Source organism: Micromonospora sp. NPDC005413 (assembly GCF_040606435.1).
GTDB lineage: Bacteria > Actinomycetota > Actinomycetes > Mycobacteriales > Micromonosporaceae > Micromonospora.
Genome location: NZ_JBEXEV010000002.1, coordinates 368,405 through 392,661 on the forward strand (window position 1 = coordinate 368,405; position 24,257 = coordinate 392,661).

Below are 24,257 nucleotides of genomic sequence, written 5' to 3' on the forward strand. Positions count from 1 at the left end.
CGCTCCGCGGCCGTGCCGCATGGCTTGCTCGCTGCGCTCGCTCACTGCACAGGCTCGGTGCGGACCGTGGTCAGCGCGGAAAGCCCCGGGGTGATCCGCTCCGCGTCGCCGAGCACCACGACCGCCGCACGGGCCGGCGCCAGGTACCGGGCCGCCGCCTGCGCGACGTCGTCGATGCTCGCCTTCGCCAACCTCGCCGCATACTCGGCGAGGAAGTCCAGGCGCAGCCCGTTGCCCGCGTACGCGCTGGTCAGCGCCGCCAACCCGGCCTGGGTGGACATGCCGAGCTGAAGGGTGCCCAGGGCGTACTGACGGGCCTGCTCCAACTCCTCGGGCTTCGGTGGCAGCGACGCCAGCCGACCCAGCTCGTACGTCGTCTCCAGCAACGCCGGACCGGTGACCTCGGTGGCCACCTCTGCGGCGGCGACCAGCACCGACCCGGCGACGGAGTGTTCGATCCCCGAGTGCGGGCCGTACGTGTAGCCCTTGTCCTCGCGGATGTTCTCCACCCACCGGGAGGAGAAGTAGCCCCCGAAGATCAGGTTGGCCAGTTGCAGCGGGGCGTGGTCGGGGTCGGTGCGCGACACGGCCGGCAGCGCGATCCGCAGCGAGGACTGCACCGAGCCGGGCCGGTCGACGAGCAGCAGTGGCCCCGGCTCCAACGGCGGGGTGGCCGGCAGATCGGCGGTGCGCCCCGCGCCCGCCCAGCCACCGAGCGCCCGCTCGGCCGCGTCGAGGGCCTTTTCCGGCTGCACGTCGCCGACCACGACCAACTGCGCGCCGGCCGGATGAACCCGCTCCGAGTGCAGGGTGCGCAGCGCCGCCGGTCGGACGGCGCGGATCTGGCCGGGCTCCGGGGTCTGCGTGGCGTACGGGTGCCGGCCGTAGATCCGCTTCAGCAGCGCCTCCCGGGCCAGGTGCGCCGGCTGGCTCTGCGCCACCTGGATCCGGTCGACCAGTCGGTCCCGTTCGGTGGCCACCTCGTCACTGGGGTAGCTGGCGCTGGTCAGCACCTCGGCCAGCAGCTCCAGCATCCGGTCCAGGCCCGTGACCAGGCCGGCGCCGGCGAGCATCAGCCGGTCCGGGTCGACACCCGCGGAGAGCCCGCCGCCCACCTTCTGCAACTCTGCGGCGATCTGCACGCTGGTCATCGACTCGGTGCCGGAGAGCATGGTCTGCGAGAGCATCGCGCCGCGGGCCAGGTGGACCCGGCCGAACGGGACCCAGAGCCGCAGCTCGACCAGGGGTACGGCGGGCCGGCGTACGGCGATCACGGTGAGGCCGTTGCGCAGCGTGCGCTCGGCCTGCTTGGGCACCTTGAGCTTGCGGGTGGGGCCGAGCGGCGGCAGCGTCCGCGGCCCAGCCGGAGCGGTGGTGGTAGTAGTAGTTGTCATCGGGATCCTCCGGCAATGACCTCGATCGCGGCCCGGCGCTCCGGGCGCAGGGTGGCCGCGGCGGCCTGGACCTGCTCCTCGGTGACCTCGCCGACCAGCCGGGGCAGGTCGTTGAGCAGGCCTGGTTCCCCGCGTTGCTGCTCCAGCACGGCCATCCGCAGCGCCCGGCCGAGCACCGCGTCGGTGTCCCGCAGCAGGTGGGTCGCCATCCGGGCCTGGGTGCGGGCCAACTCACCGTCGGTCAGCCCGTCGGTGGCCAGCCGGTCCAGTTCCTCGTCGATCGTGCGCAGCACCTTGTCCACGTCGCCTCCGGGCGGCAGGTGGGCCTGCAACAGCATCGCGGTGGGGTCGCGTACGTCGAACGGGTCGCCCATGAAGCCGAGGTATCCGCCGAGGCTGGTTACCGTGCGGTCACGCTGCACCAGCCGCTCGACCAGCCGCGACGCGTCGCCGTCGGTCAGCACCTCGGCCAGCACCACGTACGGCAGGTAACCGGCGAAGTCGTCGACCGGGTCGGGCACGCGCCAGGCGCCGGCCACCGCCGGCAGCGGTGCCAGGGCATCGGTGTACGAGGTGCGCCGCTCGGCGGTCAGGTCGGGCTCGGTGAAATCGGGCCGTTTAGGTGCCGGCCGGGCCGGCACGTCGCCGAAGTGCCGGGTGACCAGCGCGGTCGCCTCGGCCACGTCGATGTCACCGCTGACCGCCAGCACCGCGTTGCCGCTGGCGTAGTAGCGGCGGAAGAAGTCCGCGGCGTCGGCGACGGTGGCCGACTCCAGATCGTCGAAGGAGCCGTAGCCGTCGTGGGCGTTCGGGAAGGTGTCGAACATGACCGGCGGCAGGGTCAGCCAGGGAAAGCCGCCGTACGGCCGGTTGAGAACGTTGACCCGGATCTCCTCCTTGACCACGTCGACCTGGTTGCGCAGGTTCTCCTCGGTCAGCCGGGGGCCGCGCATCCGGTCCGCCTCAAGGAACAACGCGCGTTCCAGCGCGTTGCTCGGCAGCGTCTCGAAGTAGTCGGTGTAATCCAGGTGGGTGGAGCCGTTGAAGGTGCCACCGGCGCCCTGCACGTGCCGGAAGTGGGCCAGCTTCTCCAGGTTTTCCGAGCCCTGGAACATCAGGTGCTCGAAGAGATGGGCGAAGCCGCTGCGCCCCTCCGGTTCGGATCGGATGCCCACGTCGTAGACCACCGCCACCCCGATCACCGGCGCACTGCGATCGGGGGTGAGCACCACCCGCAGGCCGTTGTCGAGGGTGAACCGCTCGACCGGATACTTCGTCGCTGGAATTCTGGATCTCCGCGCCGCCACGGGATCGACCCTAGCGCGTTGGCACCCTCGGCACCCACGACCTCCCCGGAGCCGCCGCGACCGGGGCGGTGACCAGGGGCAGCACCTCGGCGCCAACCCGCTCGGCCTCCTCCCGGTGCGGCCAGCCGGAGAGGACGAACTCGTCGACGCCGAGCGCGGCGTACTCGTCGATCCGGGCCGCGACCTCGGCGTAGCTGCCGACCAGCGCGGTGCCGGCGCCCTCGCGGACCAGGCCGACCCCGGCCCAGAGGTTCGGTGCGACGGTGAGCCCGTCGGTGCGGCCGGCGTTCAGCGCGGCCATCCGGGCCTGACCCACCGAGTCCATCCGGCGGAACCTGGCCTGGGCGGCGGCGATCCGTTCCGGGCTCATCCCGGCCAGCAGCCGGTCGGCCTCCGCCCAGGCCTCGGCACTGGTGGATCGGGCGATGACGTGCAGCCGGAGGCCCATGCGCGGGACGCGGTCGTGCTCGGCGGCGAGCGCCCGGACCCGGGTGATCCGGGCCGCGATGGCCGCTGGCGGCTCGCCCCACATCAGGTACACGTCGGCCTGGCGGGCGGCCACCGTCTCAGCGGCCGGGGACGCGCCGCCGAAGTAGACCGGTGGCGGCTCGGCGAGCGGGGTGGCCAGGCCGCCACCGTCGACCCGGTAGTGCCTCCCGGCGTAGTCGAAGGGCCGACCGGCCCAGGCGCGGCGGAGCACCTCGATGAACTCGCCGGTGCGCGCGTAGCGGTCGTCGTGCCCGAGGAAGTCGCCGTACGCCCGCTGCTCGGCCGGGTCACCGCCGGTCACGATGTTGAGCGACAGCCGACCACCGGAGACGGCCTGGAACGCCTCGGCCTGCTGGGCGATCAGGGTGGGCAGCGCGAAGCCGGCCCGGACCGCGACCAGCATGCCGAGCCGCTCGGTGTGCTGGGCGACCGCCGCGCAGACGATCCACGGGTCGGGGCAGCCGGCGCCCACGGGCGTGAGAACAGCGGTGAAGCCGTGTGCCTCGGCGGCCCGGCCGACCTCGGCGAGGTACGCCACGGTGGCGGCCCGGTCGTGTCTCGCGGCACCCGCGGTGACGGTGGCGGCACCGACCTGGTCGCCGTCGCCGGAGGTGGGCAGGAACCAGTGGAAGGTCATCGCGAAGTCGCCTCTCTGCCGGTCACCGAGTGCCGATTATCCTAGCAAGCCGGTAGAAAATACCGACATAACTGAGACGCCCTATCCCGCTATGTGGATGAGCCTTGACGCTGACCGCAGCCTGGCCCACTCTTCCTACCAACTAAGTAGGAATACTGCGGATTGGATGGACGATGAGACGGCTTCCCCTGCGCCGGTTGGTCACCCTGGCCACCCTCGCCGCCCTCGGCGCGGCGACCCTGGGCAGCACCGCAGCGTGCGGCGACGACAGCGAGGGCACGGGCGGCAGCTCCGGCCCGGTGACGCTGCGCCTCGGCTACTTCCCCAACATCACCCACGCGCCGGCGGTCGTCGGCGTGGAGAAGGGCATCTTCGCCGAGAAGCTCGGTGCCAACGTCAAGCTGGACCCGAAGACCTTCAACGCCGGCCCGGCCGCCATCGAGGCCGTCTTCTCCGGCGCGCTGGACGCCACCTACATCGGTCCGAACCCGACCGTGAACGCCTTCTCAAAGTCCAAGGGTGAAGCTGTCCGGGTCATCTCCGGCGCGGCCTCGGGCGGCGTGGCGCTGGTGGTCAAGCCCGGCATCACGGGCGCGCAGGACCTGAAGGGCAAGAAGATCGCCACCCCGCAGCTGGGCAACACCCAGGACGTGGCGATCCGTTACTGGCTCAAGGAGCAGGGCCTGACCACCACCAAGGAGGGTGGCGGCGACGTCAAGATCGTGCCGCAGGAGAACGCCCAGACGGTCGAGACGTTCAACAGCGGCGCGATCGACGGCGCCTGGGTGCCCGAGCCGTTCGTCTCCCGCCTGATCAACGCCGGCGGCAAAGTGCTGGTCGACGAGCGCGACCTGTGGCCGGACAGGAAGTTCGTCATCACCAACCTGCTGGTCAGCACCAAGTTCCTCAAGGCGCACCCGGACGTGGTGCAGAAGCTGGTCGACGGCCAGGTGGCCGCCAACGAGTTCGTCAACAGCAAGCCCGAAGAGGCCCAGCAGGCCATCTCCGAGGCGATCGGCAAGATCACCGGCAAGCCGCTCGACCCGAAGCTGATCAAGCAGGCGTGGCCGACGTTGGAGTTCACCAACGACCCGATCTCCTCCTCCCTGAAGACCGGGCTCGACCACGCCGTCGAGGTCGAGCTGACCGAACCGGTCGACCTCAAGGGCCTGTACGACCTGACGTACCTCAACAACGCGCTCAAGGCGCAGGGCAAGCCCGAGGTCGTCCAGCCATGACGTCGACCACGACGGCGCCGCAGAGCGCGACCACCGCGGTCGCGCTCTCCGGCGTGACCAAGGTGTACGGACGCGGGGCGAACGCCGTCCTGGCCCTGGACGGTGTGTCGCTGGACGTCGCGCCCGGCGAGTTCGTCTGCCTGGTCGGCGCGTCCGGCTGCGGCAAGAGCACCCTACTCAACCTGGTCGCCGGGCTGGACCGGCCCAGCGGAGGGCAGATCGGGTTGGCCGACGACGCCAGTCCGGGTCTGATGTTCCAGGAGCCGGCGCTGTTTCCCTGGCTGACCGTCGAGGGCAACGTGGAGGTGCCGCTGAAGCTGCGCCGGCTGCCCCGGGCCGAGCGACGCGAGCGGGTGGCCGAGCTGCTGCGCACGGTGCACCTGGCCGACTTCGGCCGCAAACGCCCGCACGAGCTGTCCGGCGGAATGCGGCAACGGGTCGCGCTGGCCCGCACGCTGGCCCTGGACACCCCGGTGCTGCTGATGGACGAGCCGTTCGGCGCGCTGGACGCGATGACCCGGGACATCCTGCACGACGAGCTGGAACGGATCTGGTCCGAGCGCAAGCTCTCGGTGCTCTTCGTGACGCACAACGTCCGCGAGGCCGCCCGGCTGGCCGACCGGATCATCCTGCTCTCCAGCCGACCCGGTCGCATCATCTACTCCACCGAGGTGAACATCCCGCGCCCTCGTCGGATCGACTCCCCCGAGGTCGCCGCGATCGCCGCCGACGTCACCGAGCGACTCCGTACGGAGGTGGGCCGTCATGGCCAGTGACACCCTGACCAGCGCCGCGCGTACCGATGCGCAGATCTCCGGCCTGGACGCGCTGGAAATCGCCGGCCGGGACAAGGAGGTCTCCCGGGGCGCCCGGCTCTGGGCGGCCACCTGGCCCAAGCTGGCGGCGCTGGCCATCGCCATCGCCGCCTGGCAGTTGGTGGTCTGGTCGGGTTGGAAGCCGCCATACTCGCTGCCCGGGCCGCTGGAGGTCGGCCGCGAGCTGGCGGCCCAGGCCCAGGGCCCGCAGCTCTGGGAGGGCCTGGTCACCACGTTGCGACGGGCCGCCGTCGGGTACGTCTTCTCAGTCGCCGTCGGTCTGCTGCTGGGCCTGGCGGTGGCCCGCTCCAAGGTGTTCCGGGCCGCTATCGGCTCGATGATCACGGCGTTGCAGACCATGCCGTCGATCGCCTGGTTCCCGCTGGCCATCCTGCTGTTCGAGCTGAGCGAGAAGGCGATCTTCTTCGTGGTGGTGCTCGGCGCGGCGCCGTCCATCGCCAACGGGGTGATCTCCGGTGTGGACTACGTGCCGCCGCTGCTGCTGCGCGCCGGTCGCAACCTGGGTGCCCGAGGGCTCAACCTCTACCGGTACGTCATCGCACCGGCCGCCCTGCCGGCGATCGTCGCCGGCCTCAAGCAGGGTTGGGCGTTCGCCTGGCGCAGCCTGATGGCCGGTGAGCTGATCGTGGTCGGCATCTCGCAGACCTCGCTCGGCGCCCAACTGACCTACTCCCGCGAGTTGTCCGACGCGCCCTGGCTGCTCTCCACCATGATCGTCATCCTGGTGCTCGGCCTCGGCGTGGACGCCGCCTTCGGCGCGGCGGACAAGGCGATCCGACGCCGCTGGGGTGTGCTGGACCAGGCTGGACAGTGACGTGTACGTCTCCGCGCGCAGCGACTATGCGCTCCGGGCCATGCTCGCCGTCGCCGCCGCCGGTGGTGGTGGCGGCGGCGGCGGCGGGGATGGTGGCGGCGGGGATGGTGGCGGCGAACTGGTGAAGGCGGCCAGCCTGGCCGAGGTGCAGGACATCCCGCTCAGCTTCCTGCAGGGCATCCTGCTGGACCTGCGCCGAGCCGGTCTGCTGCACAGCCACCGGGGCGCAGACGGCGGGTACGCGCTGACCCGCCCACCCGACGAGATCACCGTCGGGGACGTGCTGCGTGCGGTCGGCGGCTCGCTCACCACGGTGCGCGGCCTGCCGGCCGAGCGCGCCGGCTATCACGGAGTGGCCGCGGGGCTGACCGACGTCTGGCTGGCGGTGCACGGGGCGATCGCCACGGTGGTCGACAGCACCACCCTGGCCAACCTGCTCACCCGCGACCCGACCGACCACGCCCCCACCACCTCATGAGCGGCGGAGGCGATGTGGTCGGGTCGGTGCCCCGCCGACCCGACCACATCTCGTACCGATCCTGACCGGGCCTGCCCCTCCGCCGGCACCGGTCGGCCGGTCGCTGCTCAGCCCACGTGTGCGGCCACCGGGCCGGAGCCCGGGCCGCCAGGGCTGTGCAGCTCCACCAGACCGGCGGGAGCGTTACCCACCGGGGTGGCGTGCCAGGGTGCGAAGGCCGCAACCATGGCGAGCAACAACCCGGCGAGCGCGACCGCGACCACCAGAATCAGTTCGCGCAGTGCACCCGAGCCGGCTTCGCCCGCCATGGTCACCCCTCCCGTGCCGGGCCCCCCGCCCGGTTTCCCCCCGCTGGTCAGCTTCGACCACGGCCAGTCGGGGCGCAGTCGGCCAGCCGACCCAGCCGAGGCTGATTACCGACTCAGACGAGTGGGCCGTGCGGCGCGGCCGACTGGCCGGTCGGCCTGGTGGCCGAGCCGCACGGACAGCCATCCGGCACGGATCACCTCGCAGACAAAACCGACCCGCCCAGCCGAAGCGGGACGGGTCGGTCGGGTCTAGAAGATCAGACGGTGTGGGGGCGACGCGGTCGGCGGGACCGACCCGACGCGCGGTGCGCCGACCGGCCGGCACCGTCAGTGGCCGGGCCACCGGAGCCACCGGTCGCACGTCCCCGAGCGGCGGGAGCCGGCGGGGCGACGATGGTCACCGGCACACCGGACGGCTGGCGGGCACCTGTCACCCGGACCAGCCCTGCCTCGTCCGAGCGGACCTGGACCGACTCCGGCCGGATGCCGGCGGTCGCCATCAGTCGGGAAACGTCGCGGCGCTGCTCGGGCAGGACCAGGGTGACCACGGAGCCGGACTCGCCAGCACGGGCAGTACGGCCGCCCCGGTGCAGGTAGTCCTTCGCCTCGGTCGGCGGGTCCACGTTGACCACCATGTCCAGGCCGTCCACGTGGATGCCACGGGCTGCCACGTCGGTGGCGACCAGGGCGGTCACCTGGCCGTTGCGGAACTGCTCCAGGATGCGGGTGCGCTGCGGCTGGGACTTGCCGCCGTGCAGCGCGGCCGCGCGTACCCCCTTGGAGAGCAACTGGCGCGCGAGCCGGTCGGCGCGGTGCTTGGTGCCCATGAACAGGATGGTGCGGCCCTCACGGGCGGCGATCCGGGTCAGCGCGTCGGGCTTGTCCAATGCGTCGACGTGCAGCACGTGGTGGGTCATCGCGGTGACCGTGGCGGTGCCCGGGTCCACCGAGTGGGTGACCGGGTTGCTCAGGAAGCGGCGGACCAACCGGTCCACGCCGCCGTCCAAAGTGGCGGAGAAGAGCATCCGCTGCCCCTGCGGCGCGACCTGCTCCAGCAGCTTGGTGACCTGCGGCAGGAAGCCCATGTCGGCCATCTGGTCGGCCTCGTCCAGCACGGTGATCTCGACCTGGTCGAGCCGGGCATCGCCGCGGTTGATCAGGTCGTGCAGCCGGCCGGGGGTGGCGACGACCACCTCGGCGCCAGCGCGCAGCGCGTCCGCCTGCCGCTGCAGCGACAGGCCACCGACGACGGTGGTGCAGCGCAGCCCGACGGCGCGGGCGTACGGGGCCAGTGCGGTGGTGACCTGCTGGGCCAGCTCGCGGGTCGGCACCAGCACCAGGGCCAGCGGACGACCCGGCCGGGCCTTACGGCCAGCGGTGCGGGACAGCAGAGCAAGCCCGAAGGCGAGGGTCTTGCCGGAGCCGGTACGACCCCGGCCCAGCACGTCCCGGCCGGCGAGCGAGTCGGGCAGCGTCGCCGTCTGGATCGGGAACGGCTCGGTGATGCCCTGCGCGGTCAGCGCGGTGAGCAGCGCCGGTGCCAGACCGGAATGAGCGAAAGAAGGAATAACTGTGGTCATGCAAGAGCCTTCCTCGACGCGGAACGTGTCGAGGGAGGGCGCCGAAGTCGGCGCTGTCAACCGGCGGCGCAAGGCAGCCAGGACTCACAAGCACGAACCGATTGGAGTACAGGCCGGCCCGCCGCCGGGCCACCGCCTGCGTGCGCAGGCGGCGGCGGGGCGGGCCGGTCCCGTCACCGTCACACCCGGAGGGCGCGACAGGTAATGCTGACCGATCCGAAGATCAGATCGGGCGGATGTTCTCCGCCTGCGGGCCCTTCTGGCCCTGGGTCACCTCGAACTCGACCCGCTGGTTCTCGTCCAGGCTCCGGTAGCCGGAGGACTGGATCGCCGAGAAGTGGGCGAAGACGTCAGCGCCGCCGCCGTCCGGGGTGATGAAGCCGAAGCCCTTGTCAGCGTTGAACCACTTCACGGTGCCAATAGCCATGTGTTTCGTCTCCTTGACGGAACGTCGGACTCGCACTTGTTGCGAGACCGAAGAGGAGCGCTCCGCGCGGGGATGCGCGAATCGCCTGTCGCTTCTGGTCGCCCCGCCCGGAGAACTCCGGACACAACAAAGCGCGCCTGGGGCCACAATCCCGCCAGGCGCACACAGAGTCTCTGGTAACCAAAACTGCAACCCGGTCAACCTACCACGGATTTACCCGCCGAGGTCAAGCTTGGGCGGAATCTTCGGGCAACTGGGCGATCATGGCCGTGAGCCCCGTCACATCCAGCAGGTCGGCGGGCCGGACCGTCACCCCGTGCCGGACGTAGTGGAACGCCGCGCCCACCTGGTCGACTGGCACGCCGGCCAGCTCAGCCCACGCCAGCCGGTACACCGCCAACTGCACGGCAGCCACGTCTGCCGCCGGCCCGGTGGGCTGCGCGCCGGTCTTCCAGTCGACCACATCGAACCGCCCGCCCGGCCGGGCGAAGACCGCGTCCATCCGCCCCCGCACCACGACTCCGGCGATCACCGTGGCGAACGGCACCTCCACCTCCACCGGTGACCGGTCGGCCCACTCGCTGGCCAGGAAACGCTCCTGGAGCTCGACCAGCGCCTCGTCCGGCGCGGCATCCGCGTCGGCCGCACCGGGCAGCTCGTCCAGATCCAGCAGACGGTCAGCTCCGAAGCGCTGCTCCAACCAGGCGTGGAAGGCGGTGCCTCGGCGGGCGTACGGGTTGGGCTCGGCCGGCACCGGGCGGCGCAGCGCACGGGCCAGCGCCGCCGGGTCGCGTCGCAACGCGACCAGCTGGGTGACGCTCATCTGCCCCGGCAGGGCCACCTCGACCGCACCGGAGAGCCGGGTCAACTCGGCCCGCTCAGCCAGCAGCAGATCCGCCTCGCGCTGCCAGCGCGCCACCTCCGGGTCGACCTCCGGCCCACCGGCGATGACCACCTCGACCGGGCCGTCGGTCATCAGGCGACGCACCAGCCCGGCCGCCTCGGCCAGCGCCGGCCGGCGGCCACCCAGCGGGTCGGCCGGCCACTCCGCGCGGAGCACCACCTCGGCCGTGGGATTCGTGGCATCCGGGGTCGGCTCCGGCGCCCACGCGTCGATCAGGTGCCCCGGCCCGCCGTCGAGGCAGGCATCGTACATCTCGCGCAGGAAGAGCGACGGACCTCGCGGTCGCTTCGTGCCCTCCCCCCACCAGTAGCCGGAGCAGAGCAGCAGCCGCCGCGGCCGGGTGACCGCCACGTACGTCAGCCGGCGTTCCTCCCGCTCGTCGTGGGCCCGCCACGCGTCGGTGAAGTCAGTCACCGCCCGAGCCACCGCCCGCTGGTCCGCCGCCTCGTCGAGCGCCAACTCGGGCAACCCGTCGGCGTCGCCGCGCAGTGGGAACGGCAGCACGCCCAGCCCGCCCAACCAGTGGTCGGAATTGCGTACCGGACCCGGCCACAGCCCACGGCTCAGCCCGGCCACCGCCACCACGTCCCACTCCAGGCCCTTGGCGGCGTGCGCGGTGACCACCTGCACCGCGCCCTCCACCACCTCGACCTCACCAGGAGCCAGACCGCGCTCCTCGTCCTCGGCGGCAGCCAGGTAGGACAGGAAACCGGAGAGCGTCGCGCCCGGGGTCTCGCCGCTGAACCGGGCCGCCACGTCACCCAGGGCATCCAGGTGACCCCGGGCCAGGCCGGCGTCACCGGCGCCGTCCCGGCCGGCCCGCACCGCGACCTCCACGTCCAGGCCGATGGTCCGCTCGATGTCCGCGATCAGATCCGGCAGGGCCTGGTCCAGCCGGTAGCGCAGTAGCGCCAACTCCCGGCCGTACGCGCGCAGCCGCGCGAAGCCCTCCGCCGAGTACGCCTGCGCAGGCCCGAGATCGGCCAGCGCCTCCACCAGGGTCGCCTCGTCCAACAGGTCGGGGGTGATCTCCGAGGTGTCGTCGGCGGCCACCTGTCGCCGGGCGTTGGCGATGGCCCGAGCCCGCCGGTGCAACGCAACCAGGTCACGCGGCCCGATCCGCCAACGGGCGCCGGTGAGCAGCCGCAGCAGCGCCGCACCGTCGGTCGGGTCGGCCAGCACCCGCAGCGTGCAGACCACGTCGCGTACCTCGGGGGTGTCCAGCAGACCGCCCAGCCCGACGACCTCCACCGGGAGGCCGCGCTCGCGCAGCGCCGACTCGATCGCCGGAATCTGGCTGCGGACCCGGACCAGCACGGCCGTGGTCGGGCGCTGCGCCACCGGGATGTGCTCGGGAGCCGCGCCGGGCATCCGGGCCGCGCCGCGCCAGGCGGCGAGCACACTGCCGGCGATCCAGTCCGCCTCGTCGGCATATGTGGGCAGCAACGCGCAGTGCACCGTGCCGCCGGCCGCCCCACCGGGGCTGCGGTGCGGGATCGGATCCCGGACGGTCAACGCGGAGCGCAGCTCCGGCACCTGAGCACCCGCCGCGCGCAGCGGAGTCGACAGGGCGTTCGCCACCCGGAGGATCTCCGGGCGGTTGCGCCAGCTCGTGGTGAGCCCCAGCGCGTCGGCGGGCTGGCCGTCGGTGCGGGCGAACTCGCTGGGGAACCGGTCCAGAGTGCCGGCGCTGGCCCCCCGCCAGCCATAGATCGACTGGCACGGGTCGCCCACCGCCGTGACCGGGTGCCCGCCACCGAACAGCGCGTTGAGCAACACCACCTGGGCGTGACTGGTGTCCTGATATTCGTCGAGCAGCACCACCCGGAAGCGGTCCCGCTCGATCTCGCCGACCCCCGGGTGATCCCGGGCCACCCGGGCCGCCCGCGCGAGCTGATCGGCGAAGTCCATCGCCTCGAAGTCCCCCTTGCGCCGGGCGTACGCCCGCACCAGCGGCAGCAGACGCAGCCGGGTCTGCTGCAGGGTGAGCGCCTTGCGCACGTCGGCGTACACCCGACCCGGCCGGGACTGCACCTCGGCGAAGAACCGCCCCGTCCAGGCCGCCAGCTGGTCCGGTGCGACCAGGTGCTCGTCCAACTCCCCGGCGAGCGCCAGCACCGCGTCGGTGATGGTGCTCGGCATCCGGTCCACCTCGGACATGTCGCCGTCGTAGTTGCGCACCAGCAGGTCGACCAACTGCCAGCGGGACGCCTCGGTGAGCAGCCGGGTGGACGGCTCGTAGCCGGCCCGCAGCCCGTGCTCGGTGACGATCCGCCCCGCGTACGAGTGGTACGTGGAAACGGTGGGCTCACCGGCGAGCGGATCGTCCAGCGGGTCCCGCCCCTGCCGGCCGACGCGGCGAATCAGTTGGTCGAGCCGGGCCCGTACGCGGTGGGCCAGTTCGCCGGCCGCCTTACGGGTGAAGGTCAACCCGAGGATCTGCTCCGGGCGCACGTACGAGTTGGCCACCAGCCAGACCACCCGCGCGGCCATCGTCTCCGTCTTGCCCGACCCGGCTCCCGCGACCACCAGCAGCGGCTCCACCGGGGCGGCGATGATCGCGGCCTGCTCCCGGGTGGGCGCGGGCAACCGCAGCAGCTTGGCCAGCTCCACCGGCGTGTACCGGGGGCCGGAGTCCGCCAGCCGGGGCGTCGGCGCGGGGCCCGTGCCGAACAGGGTGGGCTGACTCACGGTGCCGTCGTTCGTGACTGAGGGGCTCGCAAGCTCACTCCTCGCCCTCACGGGTGCGTCGGGTGGTCGGCGGCTCGACGACCTGGCGCCCCTGCCCGGAGACCGGGCAGCTGGTGCGCACCGGGCAGACCCGGCACTTCGAGTTGGCCACCGCGGCGAACGTGGCGGCTGCCATCGTATCGGCGGTCCGCCGGACCAGCGCGGTCGCCCAACCGGCTGCCGGCCCCTCGCCGGCCGACGGCTGATTCTGCTCCCTGGCGTCCTTGGCGGAGGTGCCGAGCTGCACCAGCGCGGCGCCCCCCGACTCGTCACCGAACTCGGCGAACGCCCCCGCCTCCACCGCCGCCTGGTAGGCGCCGAGCTGCGGATGCTCGGCCAGCTCGGTGCCGGTGACAGCGGTGGACTTGCCGGTCTTCAGGTCGATCACCACGAGCCGCCCGGCCTCGTCGATTTCCAGCCGGTCGACCCGACCGGTCAGGTCGACGGGCCGATTCGGGTCGTCCAGGCGGACCGCGAACTCGTGCTCGATGGCGAGCAGCCGACGCGGGTTCGTGGCCAGCCAGCGCAGCAGTTTGTCGACCATCGCCTCGGCGCGCTCGCGCTCCGGCCCGGCCATCCACCGGGCCGCCAACTCGATCGCGTCGAACCGGGCGGCCACGTAGTCGAGCAGAGCCCCCCGGTCGGCACTGGCATCCTCGGCGAGCATCGCGGCGGCGTGCACCAGGTTGCCCACCCCCTGCGCCGTGCTGGTCGGGCCGCTGCCGCCGTGCCGTTCCAGCAGCCACCGCAGGCTGCACCGCAGTGCGCTCTCCATCGCCGACGGGGTGACCCGCACCGGTTTCCCCTCGTCGACCAACGGCCGGTCGTCGGAGAGCACCCGCAAACCCCACCAGTCGTCGGGGTGCGCGCCGGGAACCCCAGCGGCGGCGAGCCGGGCCAGCTCGGCCGCCGCCGCGCGCCGCCGGCCCGCCGGGGCGGCCGGGTCGGTGATGGCGGTACGTAGTTCGGCGACCAGCGCCGGCAGTGTGAGCGCCCGGGGTGGACGGGTCACCGGCAGCGCCCCGGGCCGGTCCGGCTCGCCGTCCTCGTCCGTGTCGCCGTCGCCGGGCGCGGTGTGCGGGCTGCTGTAGGGAGGACCCGCGGTCGGCGGGCCGGTACGCGGGCCGGGCGGCGCGGGCGGGTCGGCCGGCCCGGCACCGTTCGGCGGTGCGGGCGGCGGGGTCGGGCCCAGCTCATGCAGGAACCGGCTCGGCTGCTCCTCGTGGTCGTCACCGCCGACCGCCGCAGACGCCACGGCGCTGACCAGCAGTCGGTGCCGGGCGCGGCTGATGGCGACGTGGAAGAGCCGGCGTTCCTCGTCCAACAACGCCGAGGTCTGACCCACCACGTTGGCCGCGCGGGCACCTCCCACGGAACGACCGGCCAGCACGTCGACCAGCCTTTCCGAGCCGAGCAGACTGCCGCGCAGTCGCAGGTCCGGCCAGATGCCCTCCTGCACACCGGCCACCGCGACCAGGTCCCACTCCAGGCCTTTCGCGGCGTGCGCGGTGAGCAACCGGACCGCCGCGCCCCGGTCGGCGGTCGGGGCGATGGTGTCGGCCGGCAGGTCCTGGGCGAGCACGTGGTCGAGGAAGACCTCGGTGCGGGCTCCGGGCAGCCGGTCGGTGAACCGGGCCGCCGCGTCGAAGAGCACCAGCACAGCGTCGAGGTCGCGGTCGGCCGCCTCGGCTCGCCGACGCCGGGCCAGGTCCCCCTCACCGGCCTCCGGCCGCCCCTGGTTGATCGCGCCCGCCCAGCGCTCGGCCAGACCACTGGCATGCCAGACGGCCCAGAGCACATCCTCGGCGGTCGAACCGGGCCGGGCGGCGGCGTCCCGTGCGGTGGCCAGCAGCCCGGCCACCGTTTGCGCCGGCTCCGCCCACCGCCGGTCGATGCCGGCCAGCTCCGCCGGGTCGCCCAGCGCCTCGACGATCAGCTCCCCGGAAGGGCGTCGGTCACCGCCAGCCAGCGCGAGCGCACGCAGGCCCTGCCGCAGCCGCCGTTCGGCCAGCGGGTCGGCTCCACCCAACGACGAGTGCAGCAGCGCGACCGCCGCCTCCTCGTCCAGTCGGTCCGGTTCGAGCGCGCAGCGCAGCAGGAGCAGCAGCGGGGCGACCGCTGGTTGCAGGTGCAGGGGCAGGTCCTCGCCGTGCACCACGGTGGGTACGCCGGCCGCGTGCAGCGCCCGTCGCAGGGTGGGCAGCTGCAACGCGGTGGACCGCACCAGCACCGCCATCCGCGACCAGGGCACGCCGTCGAGCAGGTGGGCGGAGCGCAGCGCGTGGGCCAGCCAGGCGGCCTCGCTGGTCGCCGAGCGGAACGTGTGCACCTCGACCACCCCGGGCGGCGCGTCCGGCAGCGGGTGCAGCCGGCGGTGCGCCGCCGGGCCGCGCAGTCGACGGCCCAGCCGGGCGATCGCGCCGAGCACAACCGGCCCGGCCCGGTACGACGTGGTCAGCAGCACCTGCGCGGCCGGCGCTCCGGAGGCCGTCCGGAAACGGTGCGGGAAGGTGGTCACCCCGGCCGGGTCGGCGCCCCGGAAGGCGTACGTGGAGGAATCCGGGTCGGCGAACGCGACCAGCGACTTGCCTCCGCCGGCGATCACCGAGAGCAGCTCCAGCTGCGCGGGGTCGGTGTCGGCCAACTCGTCGACGTACACGTGGGCGAGCCTGCGGCGCTCGGCGGCGAGCAACTCCTCGTCGTCGCGCAGCAGCCCGGTGGCCGCCCGGACCAGCTCGGCCGGGTCGTACGCGATGGAGCCCCGGTTGCTGACGTCGCGCAGCGCGAGCACGGCGACGTACTCCCGCAGGAAGCGGGCAGCGGCCGGCCAGTCGGCGCGGCCGAGCTTTTCGCCCAGCCGGGCCAGGTCGGCCGGGCCCACGCCGCGCTCGGCGGCGCGCATGAGCAGGTCACGCAGCTGACCGGCGAAGGCCCGGGTCCGCAGGGCGGGGCGCAGGTCCGTCGGCCAGCCGACCGGGTCGTCCTCGGGCTCCTCGCCCACCACGTCCAGCAGCTCGCGGATGATCAGATCCTGCTCGGGGCCGGTGAGCAGCCGGGGCGACGGCTCGCCCCGTTCGGCGGCGGCCCGGCGGAGCAGCCCGAAGGCGTAAGCCGCGAAGGTCCGCACCAGCGGCTCGCGCAGCACCCGGTGGCCGTCCTGCGCAACCCGCGCCTCGATGCGCTGGCGCAGCGCGGTGGCGCCTCGACGACCGAAGGTCAGCACCAGGATCTGTTCGGGGTCGACCCCCTCGGCCACGCGGGCGGCGACCGCCTCGACCAGCGTGCTGGTCTTGCCGGTGCCCGGGCCGCCGAGCGCGAGCATCGGCCCGTCGGTGTGCCCGACCACCTCCGCCTGCACCGGATCGACCCGCAGGCCCGTCCACTCGCCGGGCAGGGCAGCGCTCGCGGACGCGCCGCTGCCGGCGGGCACGATGCCGCTGGCCGGCGCGCCTACGCCTTCCGGCGTCGGCCCTCCGGACCGCCGCACCAACCGGTACGCCTGCATCAGCTCATCCCATCACGCCCATCCGACACCCATCCCCACACCCCAACCCCACCCCATCCACCCCCGTCGATCATGAAGTTAGCGGCGCGACACGCCGCCAACTTCATGATCGACGCAGTGCGGGGCACCGGGGGTGGGTCAGATTAGGTGGGACTCCAGGGCGTCCAGGGCTGCGGGGACGGAGGTGGCCACCGTCAGGAGGTTGCGGCCGGCGTCCTTGAGGAAGTTCTGGTCGGCCAGTGCGTCGAGCCAGCCCAGCAGCGGACGGTAGAACCCGTCGGTGTCGATCAACACCATCGGCTTGGAGTGCAGCGCGAGGGTGGCCGTGGTCCAGACCTCGAACAGCTCGTCCAGGGTGCCCAGCCCGCCGGGCAGGGTGAGGAACGCGTCCGACTTCTCGATCATCAGGGTCTTGCGGCTGGCCATCGAGTCGGTCACCAGCAGCTCGTCCGCGGCCAGGTCGGCGACCTCCAGATCGACCAGCGCCTGCGGGATCACCCCCAGGGTGCGCCCACCGGCGGACCGGGCGCCGTCCGCCAGCGCGCCCATCATGCCGACGCAGCCACCACCGCTGACCAACGTGTGCCCGCGCCGGGCAAGCTCCGCACCGGTCTCGGCGGCCAGATCCAACCAGCGCTGATCGAGGGTACGGGAGGAGGCGCAGAAGACGCAGATCGCCGCCATCACTTGTCCCGTGGCTGGTCGGCGGCCTGTTCTGCGGCGGCCTGCTGGTCGGCACCGGTACGGGCGACGGCCTCGTCGCGGACCGCTTCCTGCTCCGCGGAGAGTGCCGCCTCCGCCTCGACGATGTGCCGGACCGCGGCGTTGACGTCGTCGGTGAGACAGATCAGCTCCAGGTCGACCGGACCGATCTTGCCGGTGGTGGCCATCGTGTCGCGCAGCCAGTCGAGCAGGCCCTGCCAGTAGGCGACCCCCATGAGCACCACCGGGAACCGGGTGACCTTGCCGGTCTGCACCAGGGTGAGCGCCTCGAACAGCTCGTCCATGGTGCCGAACCCACCGGGCAGCACAACGAACGCCTGGGCGTACTTGACGAACATGGTCTTGCGGGCGAAGAAGTAGCGGAAGTCGATGGCCAGGTCGACCCACTCGTTGATGCCCTGCTCGAACGGGAGCTCGATGCCGAGCCCGACGGAGAGCCCACCAGCCTCGCTGGCGCCGCGGTTGGCGGCCTCCATCACTCCCGGCCCACCCCCGGTGATCACCGCGTAGCCGGCCCGGGCCAGCGCGCCGCCCACCTGCTCGGCCAGCTGGCACTCGGCGCTGTCCGGCCCGCTGCGTGCGGAGCCGAAGACGCTGACCGCCGGCGGCAGGTCGGCGAGGGTGTCGAAGCCTTCGACGAACTCGGAGAGGATGCGCAGCGCGCGCCAGGCGTCCCTGGTCTTCCAGTCGCCCCGCCCACGCGAATCCAGCAACCGCTGGTCGGCGGTGCTGCTCGGGATCGCCCCTCTGCGCAGCGTGACCGCACCCCGGTGTCGTTCCTGTCCCGGACCGCGACCGGCCTCCCGCCCGTTGCTCTGGCTCATGGGGCAACCGTAGTGGAGCCACACCTCTCGGGTGCGCGGGGCGCGGACGCCGAGAAATAGTTCGGGATCATGGGCAACTATTCGGCTCGCCCGTACGTCTTACTATTCACATACCGGGTATGCCCCGGCGCGCGCCTTCGGGGGAGGAGACAGCGTGATCAGCAACAGCGAGATGATCCGGATCCGTCGCCAGATGCAGCGACGGATCCGAGACGTGGTGGCCGAACGCCGCCGCACCCGCCAACAGGACCCAGCACCCCTCTCCCCCGCTCCACCCGGAGCTGATCAAGAGGTTTGCGTCGCCGACAACGGGCCCGGCTGACGCAAACCTCTTGATCACCGGGAGCGGGCACGGCCGGGAAGCGGGTCAGGCCGGGGTTAGCCAGCGGTGCAGGGTTGCCGCACCATCGCGGATCTTGCTGATCTCGACGTGCTCGTCCTTGTGGTGGGCGAGGTTGGGGTCACCGGGCCCGAAGTTCAGCGCGGGGATGCCCATGGCCGCGAATCGTGCCACGTCCGTCCAGCCGAGTTTGCCGATCGGCGCCGCGCCCACCGCCGCCACGAACTCCTTCGCCGGGGCCGCCTCCAGCCCGGGGGGTGCACCGGCTGCCGCGTCGGTCACCTCCACCTCGAAGCCAGCGAAGACCTCCCGCAGGTGCTCCTCCGCCGCCGCCGGGTCACGATCCGGCGCGTACCGGTAGTTGACCTCGATCTCACAGCGATCGGGGATGACGTTGCCGGCGACGCCACCGGTGATCCGCACCGCGTTCATGCCCTCGCGGTAGTCGCACCCCTCGATGGTGACGCGGCGGGCCTCGTACGTCTGGAGGCGCCGCAGCACCTCACCGGCCGCGTGGATCGCGTTCACCCCGTGCCAGGAGCGCGCCGCGTGCGCCCGCTCACCCGAGGTCGTCACGATGGCCCGCATGGTGCCCTGGCAGCCCGCCTCGACGATGCCGTACGTCGGCTCCAGCAGCACCGCGAAGTCCGCCTCCAGCCACTCCGGGTACGCCTGGGCGACCAGGGTCAGCCCGTTGTACCGCGACTCGATCTCCTCGGCCTCGTAGAAGAAGTACGTCACGTCGTAGCGCGGCGCGGGCAGGCTCACCGCGAGGTGCAGCGCGTAAGCGACACCGGACTTCATGTCGGAGGTGCCGCAGCCGTACATCAGGTCGCCGCGCATGGTCGACGGGAAGTTGTTGTTCAGCGGCACCGTGTCGAGGTGCCCGGCCAGCACGACGCGCTGCGACCGACCGAGGTCGGTGCGCGCCATCACCGTGTTGCCGTGCCGGTGGGTGGTCAGGTGCGGTACGCCCCGCAGCACCTCTTCGACGCAGTCGGCGATCGCCTTCTCGTTGAGGGACACGGACTCTATGTCGACCAGAGCACGGGTCAGCGCCACCGGATCGGCGAGGACCTCGGGGGTCAGCGGGTTCTCCATGGTTCGCACGGTACCTTCAGGTCTGTCGGCGCGAGGAGCGAGCTTGCGGGCCCCTGGGGCGAGCGCGAGGAGCCCCGCAGCCGTGAGCAGAGGCCAGCCCGGCCGCGACCGAGAGGTGTAACAGTGACGTCCGCAGATTCCGCCTGGGGCATCGGCCTGGCCACGGTCACCGCAGACGAGCAGGTGCTCGACACCTGGTATCCGACCGGCAAGTTGGGCCTGGGCGAGCTGCCGCTGGTCGCCGGTGAGGACAAGGCGGACGTGCTCGACCTGCCGCCGGCAGCGCTCGGTGACCGGTCGCTGCCTGGTCTGCGTACCGTGCAGGTGGTCACCGTGATCGGCTCGCTGGACGACCCGATCAAGGACGCCCCGGACGCGTACCTCCGGTTGCACCTGCTCTCGCACCGCCTGGTCCGACCCAACCAGCTCAATCTGGACGGCATCTTCGGCAAGCTGGCGAATGTGGCCTGGACGTCCGCCGGGCCGTGCCCCCCGGAGCGGGTGGACGAGCTGCGGGTGATCGAGCGGGCCGCCGGCCGGCACCTGGCGGTGTACGGGGTGGACAAGTTCCCCCGCATGACCGACTACGTGGTCCCCGCCGGTGTGCGGATCGCCGACGCCGACCGGGTCCGCCTGGGCGCACACCTGGCCGCCGGTACGACCGTGATGCACGAGGGCTTCGTCAACTTCAACGCCGGCACCGTCGGCACCTCGATGGTCGAGGGTCGGATCGTGCAGGGCGTGCTGGTCGGCGACGGCTCCGACGTCGGTGGGGGCGCCTCCATCATGGGCACGCTCTCCGGTGGTGGCACCGAGAAGGTGAGCATCGGCGAGCGGAGCTTGATCGGCGCGAACGCTGGCGTCGGCATCTCTCTCGGCGACGACTGCGTGGTCGAGGCGGGCTGCTACATCACCGCCGCTTCCAAGATCACTCTGCCGGACGGCCGGGTGGTCAAGGCCCGGGAGCTCTCCGGCGTCGACGGTCTGCTGTTCTGGCGCAACTCGGTGACCGGCGCGCTGGAGGCTCGGCCGCGCACCGGCCGGGGCATCGAGCTGAACGCCGCCCTGCACGCCAACGACTGACGGACCCGCCGGGTCCGCGGCACTCGGCCGCGGACCCGGACGGGGTACGCCTCAGCGCAGCCGGTACGCCTGGATGATCCGCTGGGTCACCGTGTTCCCGGCGGCGTCCCGGGCGGTGGCCCGCAGGGACGCATAACCGGGCCCGGCGGGATGCCGGACAGTGGCGGTCCAGCCGTGCCCACCGTTGCGGACCTGGGCGGCCTGCCAGGTCTTGCCGCCGTCGTAGGAGACGTCGACGGTCAGCTTCTTCACCCGGGCGGCCGGCGCGCCGGGCTGCGGCTCCACCCGCACCGGGATGACGAAGCTCCGCCCGGCCGGAGCGCTGTTGTCGACCCGCAGCGGCGGCGCGAAGCGCACCGCCATCAGGGGCAACCGGGCCGGCACGTCGCCGGTGACGTGCCGTGACCGGAAGGTCCAGCTGGACTCCACCTCGGTGCTCAGATCGGTGAAGCTGCGCGTCGCCGACGTGCTGAGCCGGTAGTCCGCCGCGCCCGGCGGCACGGCGAATTCGCCGTAGCCGGCGTACTCGCTCTCGCCGACCAGCTTCCCGTTGCGCCACAGGGCGGTTCGCTCGGTGTCGGTGAGCGACCCGCCCGGGTGCCCGGCGGCGTCGCTGAACATCGGCAGCCCGACCAGGATGGTGTCACCGATCCGGGTGACGCTCTGCTCGGGCCAGCGCGGGGCCGGGAACGACGGCGCGTACGGCGCCTGGTTCCAGTCCTCGCGGACGGTCCGTCCGGCCCGGTACGCAGTGGATGTGGAGGAGAGCACCGCCTTCGCGTTCAGCCAGCCGTCCTCGTCCCGCGTCCCGAAGTCGATCTCGGACTCCCACTTCACGCCCCTGGTGTTGTAGTGCTCGACGCGCTGGCCGGGTACGGCGGTGGGTAGGACCAGCGCGGAACCGCCGGTGTTGTACTCCAGCTCGGCCAGCACCAACCGTTCGGCCTCCAGCCCCGGGTAGCCGCCCCGGAACCGGTGCACGACGGTGGCCAGGTCCCGCCGCGCGTAGTTCCGGACGAAGCCGGTGGGCATCCGGCCCGGGATCGCTTCGGCCAACGCGTACAGGTAGGGACTGGGCGCCGAACCCGGTTTGATCCACTGACTGCTGACGGTAGCCACGAACCGGTCCTCGGAGACCGGGTTGCCGAGCTGGCCGGTGGTCAGGCCGGTGAAGCTGTCCGTCCAGAGCCCGATGCCGTACACGCTGCCGTCGTCGGCGGTGAAGACCGCGCTGACATCGATCAACTCCGGGGTGGCACCCCGTTCCGGGACGGTCGTCCGGACCGGCTTCGCCCGGCGGGCGTCGACGGTGATCCGCGTGTCGCGCTCCACGGTCAGCTCGGGCTGCGCCAGCATGGACAGCCCATCGGGCTCACCGTCCGGTCCGGTCTCGAAGATCAGGCTGCTCAGGCCGTAGTGCCCCTTGGGCAGCCGTACCGTGGCCACCCCGTCGGTCCCGTAGAGGTCCCAGTAGCCGAAGCCAACCAGCCCGACCAGGGACGTGGAGTGGTCCGCCGTTCGCACACCGGCGCGGTTCAGGTGCTCCACCGTCAGCGTGTAGCTCTCCACCTCCCGGTGCACGGCCAGCGGCGTGACCGCGACCGTCGACCCGGAGCGGGCCACGACCCGTCCGGTCCAGTAGCCGTCGGCGTCGCCGAGCCGCGTGTCCGCGGTGACAGTGGTCGCGGCCGTGCCACCCGCCGGCACGGTGAGCTGGCTCGCGCCGAGCCGGAACATGCCGGCCGGAACGGCCCGTCCGTCGGGGCCGGCGCCCTCGACGCTCAGGTCCAGGGTGACCGGGCCGGGACCGTCGTTGCGCCAGGTCACCGTGCGGGTGATCGGGGCGTCGTCGCCGTGCGGCCAGAGGGCGCGCCCGAACGAGACACTCACCGGGTCGGTGCTTACCGGCTGGGTGATCGCGTGAGCGACGTCGACCCGGCCGGCGCCCTGCTGGTAGGCGGTCTGCGTCGGGTGCGGCTTGGCGGCGGCCATCAGGGTCGCCTTGAGCCGGTCGGCCCGCCAGCCCGGATGCTGCTGGGCGAGGAGAGCCGCCGACCCGGCCACGTGCGGGGTGGCCATGGAGGTGCCGGAGATCGTGACGTAGCGCTCCCCCACCGGGTCGCCGATCACGCCGTTGGCGGCCCGCGCGGCGACGATGTCGACGCCTGGCGCGGTGATGTCCGGCTTGAGCGCGTCGTCCCCGACGCGAGGGCCCCGGCTGGAGAAGTCGGCCAGCTCGTCGTCGCGGTCCACCGCGCCCACGGCGAGCGCGGCGTCCGCGCTGGCCGGGGAACCGACCGAGCCGTCCGAGCCGTCGTTGCCGGCGGCGGTGACGAAGAGCGTGCCGGTCTGCGCGGTCAGGGTCTGCACCGCCTCCTCCAGCGGGTCGACCTCCGGGGTGTCCCAGCCGCTGAGGCTCATGTTGACCACGGAGGCCTTCTTCTCCACCGCGGCCCACTGCATGCCGGCGAGGATCGCCGAGTCAGTGCACCCGAAGTCCTCGCAGACCTTGCCGTCCAGCAGCGTCGCATCCGGTGCCACGCCCCTGTACCGGCCGTCGGAGGCCGCGCCGGTACCGGCGATGGTCGAGGCCACGTGGGTGCCGTGGCCGATCGTGTCCCGACCGTCGGTGGCCTCGGTGAAGTTGCGCGCCTCGGCCACCTTGCCGGCCAGGTCCGGATGAGTCGCGTCGACGCCGGTGTCCAGCACGGCCACGGACACTCCCTTGCCGGTGAACCCGGCCGCCCACGCGGCGGGCGCGCCAATCTGCGGCACGCTGTGGTCAAGGGTCACCCGGCGGCGACCGTCCAACCAGATCCGCTCGACGTCCCCCGCCGCGCCGAGCCGGGCCGCGCTGGGGCCGGTGATGATCGTCGCCCAGACCGCGCCGAGGGAGGACTTGCCGGTGCTCAGGGCCGCGCCGCGGATCGCCGGCAGGTCGCGGGTCACCCGCGCGCCGGGCAGCGCGCCAGCGGCACTTCGGGCGGTGCCCGCCGAGCCGTACGAGACGAGCAGCGGCAGGGTGTTCCGGTGGGCGTCGTCGTAGCCCGCCTCGACCAACTCGGTGACGTCGAAGAGCCGCCGGTCGACCCGGCCGGAGCGGAGCAGTGGCAACGCGTCCTGCGGCGTTACCGACAGGTGGCCGCGCTCGCGTCGAACGAGGAACCGTACGTCCTCCCGGCCGGCGCCGGGTCGGACGGCGGCGCCGGACGCGGTGACCGTCACCCGGTCACCGGTGATCAGGGTGACCGTGGTCGATCGGTCGGCGGCGGGCGCGCCCGGGGTGGCCGGGCGGGTCGCCAGGTCCGCCCTGCCCGGCGTACCGGGCACAGCGGCGGAGGCGGAGGCGGGGACCGGCGCGGAGAGCGCCAGTACGGACACGAGGCCGAGAGCGGCCAATCTTCTTGCGTGGTGCAACGGATCCTCCTCGGTGGAGCGTCATTACCACGGGAGACGCATTGACAATCATCAGAATTGCATACTCGGTATGCAGACGGAAGTCCCGAATATGACGATCTGAACAACCGTCGCGGACCTGG

17 protein-coding genes are annotated in these 24,257 nt (G+C 72.6%); 5 read left to right on the forward strand and 12 right to left on the reverse strand.

What is annotated here, in order from left to right:
• Positions 1–41: 41 nt before the first annotated feature.
• From ABZS37_RS04475 to ABZS37_RS04485, 3 genes are read right to left on the reverse strand one after another with little or no spacing between them, the layout of a single operon-like run.
• The gene (locus ABZS37_RS04475; protein ID WP_355165457.1) at positions 42–1,394 is read right to left on the reverse strand and encodes a pitrilysin family protein; all 1,353 of its coding nucleotides are present in this window, start codon (positions 1,392–1,394) and stop codon (positions 42–44) included.
• Positions 1,391–2,701, reverse strand: a complete 1,311-nt coding sequence (locus ABZS37_RS04480) for a pitrilysin family protein (protein WP_355165459.1) — start codon at positions 2,699–2,701, stop codon at positions 1,391–1,393. Before ABZS37_RS04480 ends, ABZS37_RS04475 begins: the two co-directional genes overlap by 4 nt.
• A gap of 10 nt (positions 2,702–2,711) precedes the next feature.
• Complete coding sequence (locus ABZS37_RS04485) at positions 2,712–3,827, reverse strand: LLM class flavin-dependent oxidoreductase (protein ID WP_355165461.1); 1,116 nt, start codon at positions 3,825–3,827, stop codon at positions 2,712–2,714.
• A gap of 173 nt (positions 3,828–4,000) precedes the next feature.
• Between ABZS37_RS04485 and ABZS37_RS04490 the strand changes: the two genes are divergently transcribed.
• From ABZS37_RS04490 to ABZS37_RS04505, 4 genes are read left to right on the forward strand one after another with little or no spacing between them, the layout of a single operon-like run.
• Positions 4,001–5,065, forward strand: coding sequence for an ABC transporter substrate-binding protein (locus ABZS37_RS04490; protein WP_355165463.1), 1,065 nt, complete (start codon positions 4,001–4,003; stop codon positions 5,063–5,065).
• Positions 5,062–5,841 (forward strand): ABC transporter ATP-binding protein, encoded by a 780-nt coding sequence (locus ABZS37_RS04495; protein WP_355165465.1) that lies wholly within the window; start codon positions 5,062–5,064, stop codon positions 5,839–5,841. Before ABZS37_RS04490 ends, ABZS37_RS04495 begins: the two co-directional genes overlap by 4 nt.
• Positions 5,831–6,715: an ABC transporter permease gene (locus ABZS37_RS04500; RefSeq protein ID WP_355165467.1), complete on the forward strand. Its 885-nt coding sequence runs from the start codon at positions 5,831–5,833 to the stop codon at positions 6,713–6,715. Before ABZS37_RS04495 ends, ABZS37_RS04500 begins: the two co-directional genes overlap by 11 nt.
• Position 6,716: 1 nt before the next feature.
• Positions 6,717–7,193, forward strand: coding sequence for an Rrf2 family transcriptional regulator (locus ABZS37_RS04505; RefSeq protein ID WP_355165469.1), 477 nt, complete (start codon positions 6,717–6,719; stop codon positions 7,191–7,193).
• 107 nt (positions 7,194–7,300) lie between these two features.
• Here ABZS37_RS04505 and ABZS37_RS04510 read toward each other — a convergent pair whose 3' ends face one another.
• The 8 genes from ABZS37_RS04510 to dapE form a co-directional block, all read right to left on the reverse strand.
• Positions 7,301–7,501, reverse strand: coding sequence for a hypothetical protein (locus ABZS37_RS04510; protein ID WP_355165471.1), 201 nt, complete (start codon positions 7,499–7,501; stop codon positions 7,301–7,303).
• Positions 7,502–7,758: 257 nt separating this feature from the next.
• A complete protein-coding gene (locus ABZS37_RS04515; RefSeq protein WP_355165473.1) occupies positions 7,759–9,081 on the reverse strand; it encodes a DEAD/DEAH box helicase in 1,323 nt (440 codons plus the stop codon).
• A 223-nt stretch (positions 9,082–9,304) separates the two neighbouring features.
• Positions 9,305–9,508, reverse strand: coding sequence for a cold-shock protein (locus tag ABZS37_RS04520; RefSeq protein ID WP_101369720.1), 204 nt, complete (start codon positions 9,506–9,508; stop codon positions 9,305–9,307).
• A gap of 226 nt (positions 9,509–9,734) precedes the next feature.
• Complete coding sequence (locus tag ABZS37_RS04525) at positions 9,735–13,103, reverse strand: ATP-dependent DNA helicase (protein ID WP_355165475.1); 3,369 nt, start codon at positions 13,101–13,103, stop codon at positions 9,735–9,737.
• A 34-nt stretch (positions 13,104–13,137) separates the two neighbouring features.
• The gene (locus tag ABZS37_RS04530; protein WP_355165477.1) at positions 13,138–16,647 is read right to left on the reverse strand and encodes an ATP-dependent DNA helicase; all 3,510 of its coding nucleotides are present in this window, start codon (positions 16,645–16,647) and stop codon (positions 13,138–13,140) included.
• Between the two features lie 138 nt (positions 16,648–16,785).
• Positions 16,786–17,331, reverse strand: coding sequence for a TIGR00730 family Rossman fold protein (locus ABZS37_RS04535; protein WP_355165479.1), 546 nt, complete (start codon positions 17,329–17,331; stop codon positions 16,786–16,788).
• Complete coding sequence (locus tag ABZS37_RS04540) at positions 17,331–18,194, reverse strand: TIGR00730 family Rossman fold protein (RefSeq protein ID WP_355165481.1); 864 nt, start codon at positions 18,192–18,194, stop codon at positions 17,331–17,333. Before ABZS37_RS04540 ends, ABZS37_RS04535 begins: the two co-directional genes overlap by 1 nt.
• A gap of 367 nt (positions 18,195–18,561) precedes the next feature.
• Positions 18,562–19,635, reverse strand: a complete 1,074-nt coding sequence (dapE, locus tag ABZS37_RS04545; protein WP_355165483.1) for a succinyl-diaminopimelate desuccinylase — start codon at positions 19,633–19,635, stop codon at positions 18,562–18,564.
• A 123-nt stretch (positions 19,636–19,758) separates the two neighbouring features.
• Between dapE and dapD the strand changes: the two genes are divergently transcribed.
• Complete coding sequence (gene dapD, locus ABZS37_RS04550) at positions 19,759–20,718, forward strand: 2,3,4,5-tetrahydropyridine-2,6-dicarboxylate N-succinyltransferase (protein ID WP_355165485.1); 960 nt, start codon at positions 19,759–19,761, stop codon at positions 20,716–20,718.
• Between the two features lie 51 nt (positions 20,719–20,769).
• Here dapD and ABZS37_RS04555 read toward each other — a convergent pair whose 3' ends face one another.
• On the reverse strand, positions 20,770–24,135 hold the full coding sequence (locus ABZS37_RS04555; protein ID WP_355165487.1) for a S8 family serine peptidase: 3,366 nt from the start codon (positions 24,133–24,135) through the stop codon (positions 20,770–20,772).
• Between the last annotated feature and the right edge of the window lie 122 nt (positions 24,136–24,257).

Bases quoted from the DNA above. Each gene is read 5' to 3' on its own strand.
- ABZS37_RS04535 (WP_355165479.1), bottom strand. From the start codon at position 17,331: ATGGCGGCGATCTGCGTCTTCTGCGCCTCCTCCCGTACCCTCGATCAG.
- ABZS37_RS04530 (WP_355165477.1), bottom strand. From the start codon at position 16,647: ATGCAGGCGTACCGGTTGGTGCGGCGGTCCGGAGGGCCGACGCCGGAA.
- ABZS37_RS04490 (WP_355165463.1), top strand. From the start codon at position 4,001: ATGAGACGGCTTCCCCTGCGCCGGTTGGTCACCCTGGCCACCCTCGCC.
- ABZS37_RS04495 (WP_355165465.1), top strand. From the start codon at position 5,062: ATGACGTCGACCACGACGGCGCCGCAGAGCGCGACCACCGCGGTCGCG.
- dapE (WP_355165483.1), bottom strand. From the start codon at position 19,635: ATGGAGAACCCGCTGACCCCCGAGGTCCTCGCCGATCCGGTGGCGCTG.
- ABZS37_RS04500 (WP_355165467.1), top strand. From the start codon at position 5,831: ATGGCCAGTGACACCCTGACCAGCGCCGCGCGTACCGATGCGCAGATC.
- ABZS37_RS04520 (WP_101369720.1), bottom strand. From the start codon at position 9,508: ATGGCTATTGGCACCGTGAAGTGGTTCAACGCTGACAAGGGCTTCGGC.
- ABZS37_RS04515 (WP_355165473.1), bottom strand. From the start codon at position 9,081: ATGACCACAGTTATTCCTTCTTTCGCTCATTCCGGTCTGGCACCGGCG.
- ABZS37_RS04485 (WP_355165461.1), bottom strand. From the start codon at position 3,827: ATGACCTTCCACTGGTTCCTGCCCACCTCCGGCGACGGCGACCAGGTC.
- ABZS37_RS04510 (WP_355165471.1), bottom strand. From the start codon at position 7,501: ATGGCGGGCGAAGCCGGCTCGGGTGCACTGCGCGAACTGATTCTGGTG.
- ABZS37_RS04540 (WP_355165481.1), bottom strand. From the start codon at position 18,194: ATGAGCCAGAGCAACGGGCGGGAGGCCGGTCGCGGTCCGGGACAGGAA.
- ABZS37_RS04475 (WP_355165457.1), bottom strand. From the start codon at position 1,394: ATGACAACTACTACTACCACCACCGCTCCGGCTGGGCCGCGGACGCTG.